Origin of the sequence: Pseudomonas sp. LG1D9 (genome assembly GCF_002949995.1) — a bacterium.
Lineage (GTDB): Bacteria > Pseudomonadota > Gammaproteobacteria > Pseudomonadales > Pseudomonadaceae > Aquipseudomonas > Aquipseudomonas proteolytica.
The window spans coordinates 4461473-4474215 of the sequence record NZ_CP026881.1 but is presented as its reverse complement, the minus strand read 5'-3'; the positions used below and the strand labels follow the sequence as shown (position 1 = coordinate 4474215).

Below are 12743 nucleotides of genomic sequence, written 5' to 3'. Positions count from 1 at the left end.
TCGAGGGCGCAGGCAGAAGATAGAGAGCAAAAGTCGGGCCAGCTTTGCAAACCGGCCCGGGCAACCCTAGAAGCGCTGGCGCTCCGATTCATACAGCGGCTTGACCAAGGCAAACTCGTGGTCGATCTGGTCGACCAGTTTGCCCAGGTCGGTCACCTGCGCCTTGGCTGATTCTGCCTCCAGGCGCTGGCACAGCCGCGCCAGGCGCACCGCACCGAGGTTGCCGCTGCTGCCCTTGAAGCTGTGGGCAATCCGCCCCAGCGCCTTGGCGTCATCGCGCGCCTTGCGCAGTGCTTCGACGCGCTTTTGCGAGTCATCGAGGAAGGTGTCGAGCAAAAGGGGGTATTCACCCTCCATCACTTCCCGCAAACCCACCAACACTTCAGGGTCCATATGTATCTGCGTCACTTGCTCGCTCCTTGATCAAGAATCGGCGGATTATGCCAGAGCCACCCAGCAAAACTCCACGCACACGCTGCGCCCGCCATCGGTCCAGCGTACATCGCTGCTCAGTTGCCGGACCAGGTTCAGCCCGCGCCCAGACAGACGGTCGATATCCAGCGGCCGCGCCAGCATGGCTTCCACGTCAAAGCCCGGACCACTGTCTTCGATACGCAGGCTCAGGCGCCCACCCACTTCGGTCGGCAGCACATCCACATGTATGCGTACATAACCACTGTTCAACTGGTCGAGCCGCTCGCTGCGCAGGCGATAGTAGCGGGCAAAGCCCTGCACATCGCGCTTGAGCTGGGAGTCCAGGCCCAGCACGCCATGCTCCAGCGCATTGGAATACAACTCGGCCATTACGCTGTACAGCGCGCCACTCTGGCCGCGCAGGCCGTGGATTTCCAGGAGCAGTTGCAGCAAGTACGGCAACGGGTTGTAACGTTTTAGGGTTTCGGCGCGAAATTCAAAACTCACTGACCAGTCCAGCGGGCACGACTGCCCACTGTCGGTGTATTGCATGGTCGAAGAATGCAAAACCTGGCCGGGCAACAGGCTGATTTCCACCAGGCTCACATCGTCGCGTACCTGGCCACGAAACCCGGCAAGGGCTTGTTCGATTTCCTCAAACAGGCGCTCAGGCTCGCGGTTGGCGGCGAACACCTCAAGCAAACGCTCCACCCCAAACAATTGTTCGCTGGCATCCGCCGTATCAATCACCCCATCGGACAGCAGGAACACCCGATCCCCCAGGGCCATCGGCCAGACTTCAGTGCCATCGTCAAAGACCTCGGGCGCCAACACGCCCAGCGGCAAATGCCGGGACACCAACGGCGTGCGCCTGCCGGTGGCCACTTCATGCACATAGCCATCGGGCATCCCGCCGTTCCATACCTCTACTACCCGCCGCTGCACACTGAGGCACAACAGCGTGGCACAGCAGAACATGTCCACCGGCAGGATGCGCTTGAGCTTGGCGTTCATCTCCCGCAGGGTCTGCGCCAGGCCATAGCCTTTGGCGGTCATACCGTAGAACACCTCGGCCAGGGGCATCGCGCCGACGGCCGCCGGCAGCCCATGGCCGGTGAAATCACCCAGCAGCACGTGCATGTCCCCCGATGGCGTGTAGGCCGCCAGCAGCAGGTCGCCGTTGAACAGCGCATAGGGTGATTGCAGGTAGCGAATGTTCGGGGCCGCGTTGATGCAGCCGGAGTGGGCGACCTTGTCGAACACCGCCTTGGCCACCCGTTGCTCGTGCAGCAGGTAGTCATGGTGGCGGGCGATCAGGTCGCGCTGCTCGAGGACCGTGGCCTGCAACCGGCGCAGGCGGTCCATGGCGTTGATCTTCGCCGCCAGGATGACCTGGTTGTAGGGCTTGGCCAGAAAGTCGTCGCCGCCGGCATCCAGGCAGCGCGCCAGGGCTTCACTCTCACGCAGGGAGGTGAGGAAGATGATGGGCACCAGCGCCTCGCCCGCCAGTTGCTTGATCTGCCGGGCCGCCTCGAAGCCGTCCATCACCGGCATCAGGGCATCCATCAACACCAACTGCGGGCGGTCGCGGGCAAACACCTGCACCGCTTCGGCGCCATTGCTGGCGGTCAGCACGTGATGGCCCTGGCGGCGCACGATGGTCGAGAGCAATAGCAGATCAGTGGCGCTGTCTTCGGCGATCAGCACGGTCAGGGTGTCGAGGGCCCGGGTGCTCAACTGATATCAAACAGTCTGTCGAAGTTGGAGATGGCGAGGATCTTGCGCACGTCGGAGTTGCTGTTGATCACACGCACATCCGCGTTATCTCCTCCGGCATGATCACGCAACAGCAGCAACATGCCCAAGGCCGAGCTGTCGAGATAGGTGGCCTCTTTCAAGTCCACCACGTAGACATCGGGAACCTTGTAGAACCGCTCATAGGAATCACGAAAGGGCTGGTGACTACCGAAATCGAATCGGCCCTTGATTGCGATCGTCAACTGCTTCCCATCCAGGGACACTTCTGACTCGACTGACATACGACTGCTTCCTTGTCGTGGGTATGTGCAACAAGGTGTAGCAGGTGATCAGGCAGTGGGCAAGGTGCTGCTGTGGCGAGGGGGCTTGTCCCCCGCTGGGCTGCGCAGCAGCCCCAACAAGACCGCTGAGTTTTTTCAGATAGACCGGGGCGGCAGGTCTTGGGGCTGCTGCGCAGCCCAGCGGGGGACAAGCCCCCTCGCCACAACAAGCGTGCGGCTAGTATTGATCCTGGCGCGGCAGGCGCTGGGACAGTTCGTCGAGCAGCTTCTGCTCGCGTTTGTCTTCCAGGGCGCGGGCTTCGTCGATGTAGCGCTGCACCAGCTTGCGCAGGCCTTCGACCCGGGCGTAGGCCTGTTGCCAGCCTTCGCGGGCCTTGTCGAGGTTGTTCTGGTGCCAGGCCAGGCTCTGGCGCTGCTGGCCGACGGCGCTTTCCAGTTGATTGAGAAAGTGCTGGTAATTCATCAGCCACTGCCCGGAAACGCCCTTGCTGCCGCGATCGATCCACTGCTGCTGGTACTCGCCCCGAAAGCGTTCCAGGTCGCCCAGTTTGCTCTCGGCCAGGCGCACCTGGCCCTGGAAATGCCCCAGGCGCTGGGCGGCGGTGCGTTCGGCGCTTTCAGCCATCTCCACCACCGGCGCAAGACGCGCGGCGCGACTGCTGGCCATGCGGGGTTAGCCGCCAGGCGCAGGTGCGAACACCGACGCCAGGTGCGCTTCGCTTTCGGCCATGCTGATGTTGTCGTTCAGGCCCTGGCGCAGGTAGGTCACCAGTTGCGGTTGCAGGGCAATCGCCAGATCGGTCTCGCGATCGCCACCGGCCACATAGGCGCCGACGCTGATCAAGTCGCGGCTCTGCTGGTAGCGCGACCACAACTGTTTGAACTGCTGGGCGCGGGTCATATGCTCGGCGCTGACCACCGAGGGCATGACCCGGCTGATGGACGCTTCGATATCGATGGCTGGGTAGTGCCCTTCCTCGGCCAGGCGCCGGGACAGCACGATGTGCCCATCGAGCACGCCCCGCGCCGAGTCGGCAATCGGGTCCTGCTGGTCATCGCCTTCGGACAATACGGTGTAGAACGCGGTGATCGAGCCACCACCGGCCTCGGCATTACCGGCACGTTCCACCAGCTTGGGCAGCTTGGCGAAGACCGACGGCGGATAGCCTTTGGTGGCGGGCGGCTCGCCAATGGCCAGGGCGATTTCCCGCTGGGCCTGGGCGAAACGCGTGAGGGAGTCCATCAGCAACAGGACATTCTTGCCCTTGTCGCGAAAATATTCGGCAATCCGCGTGCAGTACATGGCCGCGCGCAGACGCATCAGCGGCGCATCGTCCGCCGGCGACGCCACCACCACGGACCGCTTGAGGCCTTCTTCACCGAGGATGTGCTCGATGAATTCCTTGACCTCACGGCCCCGCTCACCGATCAGGCCAACCACGATGATGTCGGCCTCGGTAAAGCGCGTCATCATGCCCAGAAGCACACTCTTGCCCACGCCGGTACCGGCAAACAGGCCCAGGCGCTGGCCGCGACCGACCGTCAATAAACCGTTGATGCAACGAATACCCACGTCCAGCGGCTGGCTGATGGGGTTGCGCTTGAGCGGGTTGATGGTCGGGCCGTCCATCGGCACCCAGTCTTCGGCCTTCATCCCGCCCTTGCCGTCCAGCGCACGACCGGCGCCGTCGAGTACGCGGCCGAGCATGCTCATGCCCATCGGCAGGCGCCCGGTATCCGCCAACGGCACCACGCGTGCGCCTGGCGCAATACCGGCGAGGCTGCCAACCGGCATCAGGAAAATCTTGCTGCCGGAAAAGCCCATGACTTCCGCCTCCACCTGCACCGGGTGGTAGCTGTCATCGTTGATCACCAGGCAGCGGCTGCCCATGGCCGCGCGCAGGCCTTCGGCTTCGAGGGTCAGGCCGACCATGCGCAGCAGGCGGCCTTCCAGGATCGGCTGGCCGGGCAACTCGGTGGCTTCGATATAACCGCCCAGGCGCTTGGCGAAGCTGGTGCGATCAAGGCGCATCAGGCGCGTCCAGGTCCGTGCTCAGGTCCGGTGCCGCCGGGTGCAGCGCCTGTTCGTGCAACTGGTCGAACAGCTTGGCCATGATCTGCGTGATACGCGTCTCGACCGTGGCGTCGATCCGGCTGTGCTCGGTCTCGACCCGGCAACCACCGGGCTGCAACGCGGCATCCTCGACAATGCGCCAGGTTTCTTCGTGGCGCTCGCGCAGGGCTTTGACCTGCTCGAAATCCTGCGGGTTGATGTACAGCCGCACATTGCCGACGCCCAGGGGCAACAGCTTGAGGGCTTCGCGCATCACGCTTTCAATCTGACTGGAGTCCAGCGCCAGTTCACGCTGGATAACCTGGCGGGTGATGTGCTCCACCAGGCCGACCATGGCTTTTTCCAGCTGCGAGTCCTGCTCGGCAATCGGCGCGAACAGGTTGCCCATCAGCCGTTCGAGGCTGGCCAGTTTCACAGCGAGGGCCGCGTCAGCTTCCTGGCGAACCTTGAGGGTGGTGCTGTGGAACCCCTCTTTTTCACCCGTGGCGAAGCCTTCGTTGTAAGCCTCCTGGCGGATGCTTTCGAGCTCTTCGAGGGTCAGTGGCTGGACTTCGTCCAGGGGCACTTCTTCCATTTCCACCGGGGTCTCTTCGACCGGCTCGGGCTCGGGTTCGGGCTTATGCGGGTCGAAGCTGGGCAGCGACCAGACGTCGAACCCGCCGACGTCCCGGGCGCGAATCAAGTCGCTGGGCGTCTCATCATTGTTCGACATGCGCTGCGCCTTAGATCATTTCTTCGCCGCCCTTCCCGCCGAGAACGATTTCTCCGGCTTCGGCCATACGGCGGGCAATGGTGAGGATTTCTTTCTGCGCGGTTTCCACGTCGCTGACGCGCACCGGGCCCTTGGCTTCGAGGTCGTCGCGCAGCAGTTCGGAAGCACGCTTGGACATGTTCTTGAAGATCTTTTCCTTGACGCCCTCGTCCGAGCCCTTGAGGGCCAGCACCAGTACATCGGAGGACACTTCGCGCAGCAACGCCTGGATGCCACGGTCGTCGACATCGGAGAGGTTGTTGAACACGAACATCAGGTCTTCGATCTGCACCGACAGGGTGTCGTCGATCTCGCGGATCGAGTCCATCAGCTGGCCTTCGACCGAGCTGTCGAGGAAGTTCATGATGTCGGCCGCGCGCTTGATACCGCCCAGGGTGGTGCGTGCGGCGTTGGAGTTGCCGGAGAACTGCTTCTCCAGGATCGTGTTCAGTTCTTTCAAGGCCGCTGGCTGCACGGTGTTCAACGACGAGACGCGCAGGATGATGTCCAGGCGCACCTTGTGGTCGAAATGGCCGAGCACTTCGCCAGCCTGGTCCGGGTCCAGGTAGGCCACGACAATCGCCTGGATCTGCGGGTGCTCGTAACGGATCACGTCCGCCACCGCTCGCGGTTCCATCCACTTGAGGCTGTCGAGGCCGCTGGTGTTGCCGCCCAGCAGGATGCGGTCGATCAGGCCGTTGGCTTTGTCTTCGCCCAGGGCCGAGGTGAGCATCTTGCGGATATAGCTGTCGGAGCCAACGCCCAGGCTGGTCTGGTCGCCGACGATCTCGACGAACTCGCTCATCACCTGCTCGACTTGCTCGCGGTGCACATTGCGCATCTGCGCCATGGCGACGCCGACCCGTTGCACTTCCTTGGGGCCCATATGGCGCAGCACTTGGGCCGCGTCGGTCTCACCCAGGGACAGCAACAGCACGGCGGCTTTGTCGACCCGGGTCAGCTTGGCAACAGAGGCTCGATTATCACTCATCTGCGTTGATCCACTCTTTCACGACCTGGGCCACACGACCCGGGTCTTCTGCCACCAGACTTTTGATTGCATTCAACTGCGCGTCGTACCCTTCGCTCGGGCTTGGCAGCAGAATGCTCTGCGGCCCGCCGAGGCTGACGCGGTCGTTGGCCAGTTCGCCATCCAGGCCGCCCATGCCACCCAACTCGACATCGCCGAACGGCGCCAGCTGCTTCTTGCCGTGGCCGGTGATGTTGTTGAGCACAGGGCGCAGCACGCCAAACACCAGCACCAGGATGAACAACACCCCCAGCACTTGCTTGACGATGTCCCAGAACCAGGGTTGAGAGTAGAACGGAATATCGGCAATCACCTCACCGCGCTCCAGGGAGAACGGCATGTTGATCACGCTGACGCTGTCGCCACGGCTGGCATCGAAGCCCACGGCGTCCTGCACCAGGCGGGTGAAGCGCGCCAATTCATCGGCGGTCCACGGGGCGCGGGTGGTTTCGCCGTTGGCGGCGTTGATCTTGACCTGGTCATCCACCACCACCGACACCGACAGGCGGTTCAAGCGCCCTTGCTGTTGTTTGGTGTGGCTGATGGAGCGGTCCAGTTCGAAGTTTTTCGTCGATTGCGAACGCTTGTCGGCGGGGTACGGCGCGAGCATCGGCTGGCCGGTGGCCGGGTCCATGATCTGCTGACCATTGGCGTCCAACAGCGGCTGGCCGGGCTGGATCGCGCTGGCGGTCGCGGCGGCGCCACCGGTGGTTTGCGGGGCACTGGCCGGCGCTGGCGGCTGATTGCTCAGGGCACCGGGTACGCCTTGCGGAGGACCATTGGCGGCAGTGCGTTGTTCGCTGGTCGATTGCTCGCTGCGCAGGGCCGGCTGGTCCGGGTTGAACTGCTCGGAAGTCGACTCGACGGCGCTGAAGTCCACATCGGCGGACACTTCAGCCTTGTAGCGGTCGTTGCCCAGTACCGGTTGCAGGATGTTGTGCACACGCTGGGTGAGCATGCTTTCCATGCGGCGACTGTAGTCGAACTGCTTGCCGGCCATGGTCAGCGCGGAGTTTTCCGCCTGGTCGGAGAGCAGGTTGCCCTTCTGGTCGACCACGGTGATCTGTGACTTGCTCAGCTCAGGCACGCTGGTCGCCACCAAATTGACGATGGCCAGGACCTGGCCCGGCTCCAGGGAGCGCCCGGCAAACAGTTCGACCAATACCGAAGCGCTGGGCTTGCGCTCGTCGCGCACAAATACCGAGCTTTTCGGGATCGCCAGGTGCACACGGGCACCCTTGACGTTGTTCAGGCTAGCGATGGTGCGCGCCAGTTCGCCTTCCAGGCCGCGACGGTAGCGGGTGGCTTCCATGAACTGGCTGGTGCCCAGGCCCTGGTCTTTATCGAGAATCTCAAAACCGATGTTGCCGTCGGTCGGTGCCACGCCGGCGCCGGCCAGCTTCAAGCGGGCACGGGCGACGTCGTCGGCCTTGACCAGCAAGGCGCCGGAGTTGGGCTCCACGGTATAGGCGATATCGGAGGCGGCCAGGGTTTCCATGACCTGCTTGGCATCCATCCCCGCCAGGCTGCCATAGAGTGGCCGGTAATCGGGTTGCTGGGACCACAACACCACGGCAAAACCAATCGCCACGCTAGCAGCCAGGCCGACCATCAGGCCCACCTGACGCAACATGGTCATTTCGGAGAGGTTTTCCAGGAACGACAGGCCAAACAGCGGCGGCTTGCCGTCTGTCTTGGCGGGTACGTTATCCACGACTGCTTCTGCCATGACTTAAATCTCGTCCTTAAACCGGCATCTGCATGATGTCTTGATAAGCCTGAACCAGCTTGTTGCGCACTTGGGTCAAGGCCTGGAAGGAAACGCTGGCTTTCTGGGATGCGATCATTACGTCGGTGAGGTCGACGCCACTCTTGCCGATTTCGAAAGCGGTCGACAGTTGGCTGGACGCCTGCTGGGTATCGCTGACTTTGTTGATGGCTTGACCGAGCATATCGGCGAAGCTGCTTTGGCCCAATTCCGGCGCTTGCACGACGGATTTCGGCTGGGACATGGCGTCCATTTGCATGGATCGCATATCCAACATCAACCGATTGAACTCAACACCTTGGCTCATGAACTTCTCTCTCCGACGACCCGCAATTTTTTGACACTACGCAGCGGTTAGTAGGGGTGGTAGCAACAAGGGTGCCAGCTCCATGGCAACTCGTAAGAAAAGCCGACAAACCTTGTCAGCTGATGTGTATCTCAGCTGGCGAAAAGGAACGCTTCCACGTCCATCCCCGCATCGCGCATTTGCGCCAGCTTGTAGCGCAATGTGCGCGGGCTGATGCCCAGGCGCTCGGCAGCCTCTTTGCGGCGGCCACGTTCGGCGCGCAGGGTGTCGATAATCATCTGGAATTCGCGGCGGCGCAGGTCGTCGCCCAAGCCACCAGCGGCCTCGGCCGGCGCGCTTTGCAGCGGCGCCGGGGCCAGGCTCGGCATCGGCGCCGTACCGGCTCCGACCGCCAGGCAGAAGTCCTGGGGCTGGATCAGGCCTCCCTGCTGCAAAATCAGCGCACGCTGGATCGCGTTGTCCAGTTCACGCACGTTGCCGGGCCATGGGTAACTGATCAGGCAGGCCTGGGCCTCGGCCGACAGGCGCGCCTGGGCATGCTTCATTTTATTGACGTGTTTGTTCAACAGGCGTTCGGCCAGCGGCACGATATCGGCCGGGCGCTCACGCAACGGGCGCCAGGCCAGCGGGAAGACCGAGAGCCGGTAGAACAAGTCTTCACGAAAGCGCCCCGCCGCCACTTCGCCGGCGAGGTCACGGTTGGTGGTGGCGACCACGCGGATATCCAACTGGATCGGCTTGCGTGCGCCGACCCGCTCCACTTCGCGCTCTTGCAGCACGCGCAGCAGCTTGGCTTGCAGGCCGAGGGGCATTTCGGAGATTTCGTCGAGCAGGATGGTGCCGCCATCGGCCTGCTCAAACTTGCCGGCCTGGGCGGCGATGGCGCCGGTAAAGGAGCCTTTCTCATGGCCGAACAGGGTGGCTTCGAGCATGTTGTCAGGGATCGCCGCACAGTTGATCGCGATAAACGGTTGGCTGGCGCGGTGGGATTGCTGGTGGATGTAGCGCGCCAACACTTCCTTGCCGGTACCGGACTCGCCGGAGATCAGCACCGTGGAATCGCTGCGGGCGACCTTGGCCGCCAGCTCCAGCAGTTGCGCACTGGCCGGTTCGCAGGCAATCGGTCCCTCGCTGTCTGCCGCCCCCACGACGCCGAGAGCATGGCGCGCCACCAGCTCGATCAAGGCCTTGGGCTCGAATGGCTTGACCAGGTAATCTGCCGCGCCCTGGCGCATGGCGTCTACCGCGCGCTCTACCGCACCGTGGGCGGTCATCAACAGCACCGGCAATTGTGGCTGACGTGCCCGCAGCAGGCCGAGCAACTGGTGGCCGTCCATGCCAGGCATATTGACGTCACTGACCACCAGGCTGAAGGACTCTTGCTCCACCGCCTCCAAGGCTTCCTCGGCCGAACCGACCGCCCGATAGTCATGGCCCGCCAACAACAGCGTGTCAGCCAGTGCTTCACGCAGGGCGCGATCGTCTTCAACCAGTAAAACCTTGATAGCCATTTATCCTTACTCCGCGCTTGCCGTGCCCGAAAACAGCGGCAGCGTTATCAATGCACAGGTGCCGCGCCCCACACGGGAACGCAACTGCAATTCTCCCTGATGGGCACGGGCCACTGCCTTGACCACGGTCAGCCCCAGGCCGGTGCCGTTGGTCTTGGTGGTAAAGAAAGGTTCGCCCAGGCGCTGTAACACGGCTGGATCAATCCCGCTGCCGCTGTCGCTGATGCACAGGCGCAGGGTTTGCTCGCGGCTGTACAGGTGCACTTTGAGTCGCGCGCCCGGGCCGCTGGCCTGGCTGGCGTTTTCGATCAGGTTGAGCAGCGCGCCCACCAGGGTGTCGCGATTGCACAGCAGCTCGCCCCAATGGCTGTCGCACTGCCAACGCACCGAGGCTTCCTGTACATGGGTGGCGGCGGCGGCCTGCAGCGACTGCATCAAGGCGGCGGGCGTGACCCGGTCGGTCAGCGGCAATTCGCCACGGGCGAATACCAGCATGTCGCGCACTTGGTGCTCCAGCTCATGCAGGCGCTCCTTGAGCCGCCCGGCAAAACGCTGGTGGGTGGCGGTCGGCAATTGCTCATCAGTCAAATGGCTGGCGTAGATCAACGCAGCGGACAACGGCGTGCGGATCTGATGCGCCAGCGAAGCCACCATCCTCCCCAGGGACGACAAGCGCTCATGGCGCGCCAGCTGGTCTTGCAGGTGACGGGTTTCTGTCAGGTCGTTGAGCAGCACCAATTGACCAGGCTCGGCGTCCAGGGAACGGGTGGCGATGGACAGGCGGCGCCCGTCCTTGAGGGAAATTTCGTGGCCGTCATCTTCACGGGGGGCAAAGCAGCGGGTGATGACATGGCGCCACAGCTCGCCTTCCAGCGGCAGGCCCAGCAGGTCACAGGCCGCAGGGTTGGCTTCGCGCACGCGGCCCTGGTCGTCGATCACGATCACGCCACCGGGCAACAGGTCGAGGAGGTTTTGCAGACGGTTGGCCAGGCGCTCTTTCTCGGCCAGCTCTTGCATGCGCTGGGCACTGACCACCGCCAACTCGCCCTTAAGCTCCGAAACCCGGGCTTCCAGCAGGCTGTAGGAGTCTGTCAACTGGCTGGACATCTGGCTGAACAGCGAAAACGCCTGCTCAAGCCCTTGCCGGCTGATCTGCTCTACGGACGGGACAAGTCCCTGGGTGTCAGGGACTGAAGAAAGGTGGGCGGCGTGGGGCATCGTGCTCTCTCGCTTGGCTGACCGTCAGTTAAACGGAACGTTGCGAGTGCTATAGCAATACCCGTGCCGAAAAAAATATCCTTATTTTTCAGCAGGTTAAAAAACAGGCGTCAATCATCCGCCTGTTCATCACCTTCACGCCGGCTCATGCCGTACTTGCGCATCTTCTCCACCAACGTGGTGCGGCGGATGCGCAGGCGCTCGGCGGCACGGGCGACGATGCCATTGGCGTCGTCCAGGGCTTGTTGGATCAGCCCTTGTTCGAGGCTGCCGAGGTAGTCCTTAAGGTCCAGGCCTTCGGGGGGCAACATGGCGGTGGCACCGAAGTCCGGGGTGTGGCCGTTGATGGCTACGCGTTCTTCGAGGTCGCTGCGCAGGCTGTCCACCAATTGCTCGTCTTCGTCGTCGACGTAGCGGAATTTCTTCGGCAACTCGACCACGCCGATCACCCCGTACGGATGCATGATCGCCATGCGTTCCACCAGGTTGGCCAGCTCGCGCACGTTGCCCGGCCAGCCGTGGCGGCACAGGGACATGATTGCGGCGGAGTTGAAACGGATCGAGCCGCGCTTTTCGTGCTCCATGCGCGAGATCAACTCGTTCATCAGCAACGGGATGTCTTCCACACGCTCGCGCAGCGGAGCCATCTCGATGGGGAATACGTTGAGGCGGTAGTACAGGTCTTCGCGGAAGCTGCCGACCTCGATCATGCTTTCGAGGTTCTTGTGGGTGGCGGCGATGATGCGCACGTCGACGCTCTGGGTCTTGTTGCTGCCCACGCGTTCGAAGGTGCGCTCCTGCAACACGCGCAGCAGCTTGACCTGCATCGGCAACGGCATATCGCCGATTTCGTCGAGGAACAGGGTGCCGCCGTTGGCCAGCTCAAAACGCCCGGCACGGCTGGTGATTGCCCCGGTAAAGGCGCCCTTTTCGTGGCCGAACAGTTCGCTTTCGAGCAGCTCTGCCGGGATCGCCCCGCAGTTGACCGGCACAAAAGGTCCGTCACGACGCTTGGAATGGTAATGCAGGTTGCGCGCGACCACTTCTTTGCCGGTGCCGGACTCGCCGAGGATCAGCACGCTGGCGTCGGTATCGGCCACTTGCTGCATCATCTGGCGCACGTGCTGGATCGCACGGCTGGTGCCGACCAGGCTGCGGAACAGGTTGGGTTCGCGGTGACGACCGCGCTCGCGGGCCTGGTCGTACATCTCGCGATAGACCTGGGCACGGTGCAGGGAGTCGAGCAATTTGCTGTAGCTGGGGGGCATTTCCAGGGTGGAAAGCACACGGCGGCGCTGGTCTTCCGGCAAATCCACGGAAGAAATATCGCCCATCAGCAACACGGGAAGGAACTCATCCCAGGTTGAGAGTGTCTTTAACAGGCCAAGAACTGCGCCAGGAGCGTTTACCGTCCCGATCAGCACACAGATGACTTCACGGCTCGATGACAAAGAGCTGACGGCCTGCTGCCAATCGTGGCTGCCGCAGGGTAAATTTTCTTCACCAAGAAAATTCAAAATCACCGCCAAATCGCGGCGACGGACGCTATCGTCATCAATCAGCAGAATTTTCGTTTCACGCCACATGCAATAGCAACTTCCCTAGTAAAACTCTAATGCCCTCGAATCGGG

Annotated in this window: 12 protein-coding genes; all 12 read right to left on the bottom strand. The window is 62.7% G+C overall.

Annotated features, from left to right (window positions below; translation table 11 throughout):
• Positions 1 to 66: 66 nt before the first annotated feature.
• Positions 67 to 408: an Hpt domain-containing protein gene (locus C5F71_RS20850; RefSeq protein WP_029292526.1), complete on the bottom strand. Its 342-nt coding sequence runs from the start codon at positions 406 to 408 to the stop codon at positions 67 to 69.
• Between the two features lie 30 nt (positions 409 to 438).
• Positions 439 to 2151, bottom strand: coding sequence for a fused response regulator/phosphatase (locus tag C5F71_RS20845; protein WP_104911845.1), 1713 nt, complete (start codon positions 2149 to 2151; stop codon positions 439 to 441).
• The gene (locus C5F71_RS20840) at positions 2148 to 2453 is read right to left on the bottom strand and encodes an STAS domain-containing protein (protein ID WP_104911844.1); all 306 of its coding nucleotides are present in this window, start codon (positions 2451 to 2453) and stop codon (positions 2148 to 2150) included. The genes C5F71_RS20845 and C5F71_RS20840 overlap by 4 nt, the downstream gene beginning before the upstream one ends.
• 217 nt (positions 2454 to 2670) lie before the next feature.
• Positions 2671 to 3120, bottom strand: coding sequence for a flagellar export protein FliJ (gene fliJ, locus C5F71_RS20835; RefSeq protein WP_029292520.1), 450 nt, complete (start codon positions 3118 to 3120; stop codon positions 2671 to 2673).
• A gap of 6 nt (positions 3121 to 3126) precedes the next feature.
• Positions 3127 to 4485: a flagellar protein export ATPase FliI gene (fliI, locus tag C5F71_RS20830; protein WP_029292518.1), complete on the bottom strand. Its 1359-nt coding sequence runs from the start codon at positions 4483 to 4485 to the stop codon at positions 3127 to 3129.
• Entirely contained in the window at positions 4475 to 5239 is a 765-nt protein-coding gene (fliH, locus tag C5F71_RS20825) for a flagellar assembly protein FliH (RefSeq protein ID WP_029292516.1), read from the bottom strand. The genes fliI and fliH overlap by 11 nt, the downstream gene beginning before the upstream one ends.
• Before the next feature lie 10 nt (positions 5240 to 5249).
• A complete protein-coding gene (fliG, locus tag C5F71_RS20820; RefSeq protein WP_029292514.1) occupies positions 5250 to 6269 on the bottom strand; it encodes a flagellar motor switch protein FliG in 1020 nt (339 codons plus the stop codon).
• Positions 6262 to 8037, bottom strand: a complete 1776-nt coding sequence (gene fliF, locus C5F71_RS20815; protein ID WP_092234546.1) for a flagellar basal-body MS-ring/collar protein FliF — start codon at positions 8035 to 8037, stop codon at positions 6262 to 6264. Before fliF ends, fliG begins: the two co-directional genes overlap by 8 nt.
• Before the next feature lie 16 nt (positions 8038 to 8053).
• The gene (gene fliE, locus C5F71_RS20810) at positions 8054 to 8383 is read right to left on the bottom strand and encodes a flagellar hook-basal body complex protein FliE (RefSeq protein ID WP_029292509.1); all 330 of its coding nucleotides are present in this window, start codon (positions 8381 to 8383) and stop codon (positions 8054 to 8056) included.
• Between the two features lie 131 nt (positions 8384 to 8514).
• Positions 8515 to 9894: a sigma-54 dependent transcriptional regulator gene (locus tag C5F71_RS20805; RefSeq protein ID WP_029292507.1), complete on the bottom strand. Its 1380-nt coding sequence runs from the start codon at positions 9892 to 9894 to the stop codon at positions 8515 to 8517.
• A 6-nt stretch (positions 9895 to 9900) separates the two neighbouring features.
• Entirely contained in the window at positions 9901 to 11112 is a 1212-nt protein-coding gene (locus C5F71_RS20800; protein ID WP_029292505.1) for a PAS domain-containing sensor histidine kinase, read from the bottom strand.
• 110 nt (positions 11113 to 11222) lie between these two features.
• The gene (locus C5F71_RS20795) at positions 11223 to 12698 is read right to left on the bottom strand and encodes a sigma-54 dependent transcriptional regulator (RefSeq protein WP_029292502.1); all 1476 of its coding nucleotides are present in this window, start codon (positions 12696 to 12698) and stop codon (positions 11223 to 11225) included.
• Positions 12699 to 12743 lie beyond the last annotated feature (45 nt).

Coding starts and splice junctions, on each gene's coding strand:
- C5F71_RS20800 (WP_029292505.1), bottom strand. CDS start 11,112: ATGCCCCACGCCGCCCACCTTTCTTCAGTCCCTGACACCCAGGGACTT.
- C5F71_RS20805 (WP_029292507.1), bottom strand. CDS start 9,894: ATGGCTATCAAGGTTTTACTGGTTGAAGACGATCGCGCCCTGCGTGAA.
- fliI (WP_029292518.1), bottom strand. CDS start 4,485: ATGCGCCTTGATCGCACCAGCTTCGCCAAGCGCCTGGGCGGTTATATC.
- fliE (WP_029292509.1), bottom strand. CDS start 8,383: ATGAGCCAAGGTGTTGAGTTCAATCGGTTGATGTTGGATATGCGATCC.
- fliG (WP_029292514.1), bottom strand. CDS start 6,269: ATGAGTGATAATCGAGCCTCTGTTGCCAAGCTGACCCGGGTCGACAAA.
- fliJ (WP_029292520.1), bottom strand. CDS start 3,120: ATGGCCAGCAGTCGCGCCGCGCGTCTTGCGCCGGTGGTGGAGATGGCT.
- C5F71_RS20795 (WP_029292502.1), bottom strand. CDS start 12,698: ATGTGGCGTGAAACGAAAATTCTGCTGATTGATGACGATAGCGTCCGT.
- fliH (WP_029292516.1), bottom strand. CDS start 5,239: ATGTCGAACAATGATGAGACGCCCAGCGACTTGATTCGCGCCCGGGAC.
- C5F71_RS20840 (WP_104911844.1), bottom strand. CDS start 2,453: ATGTCAGTCGAGTCAGAAGTGTCCCTGGATGGGAAGCAGTTGACGATC.
- fliF (WP_092234546.1), bottom strand. CDS start 8,037: ATGGCAGAAGCAGTCGTGGATAACGTACCCGCCAAGACAGACGGCAAG.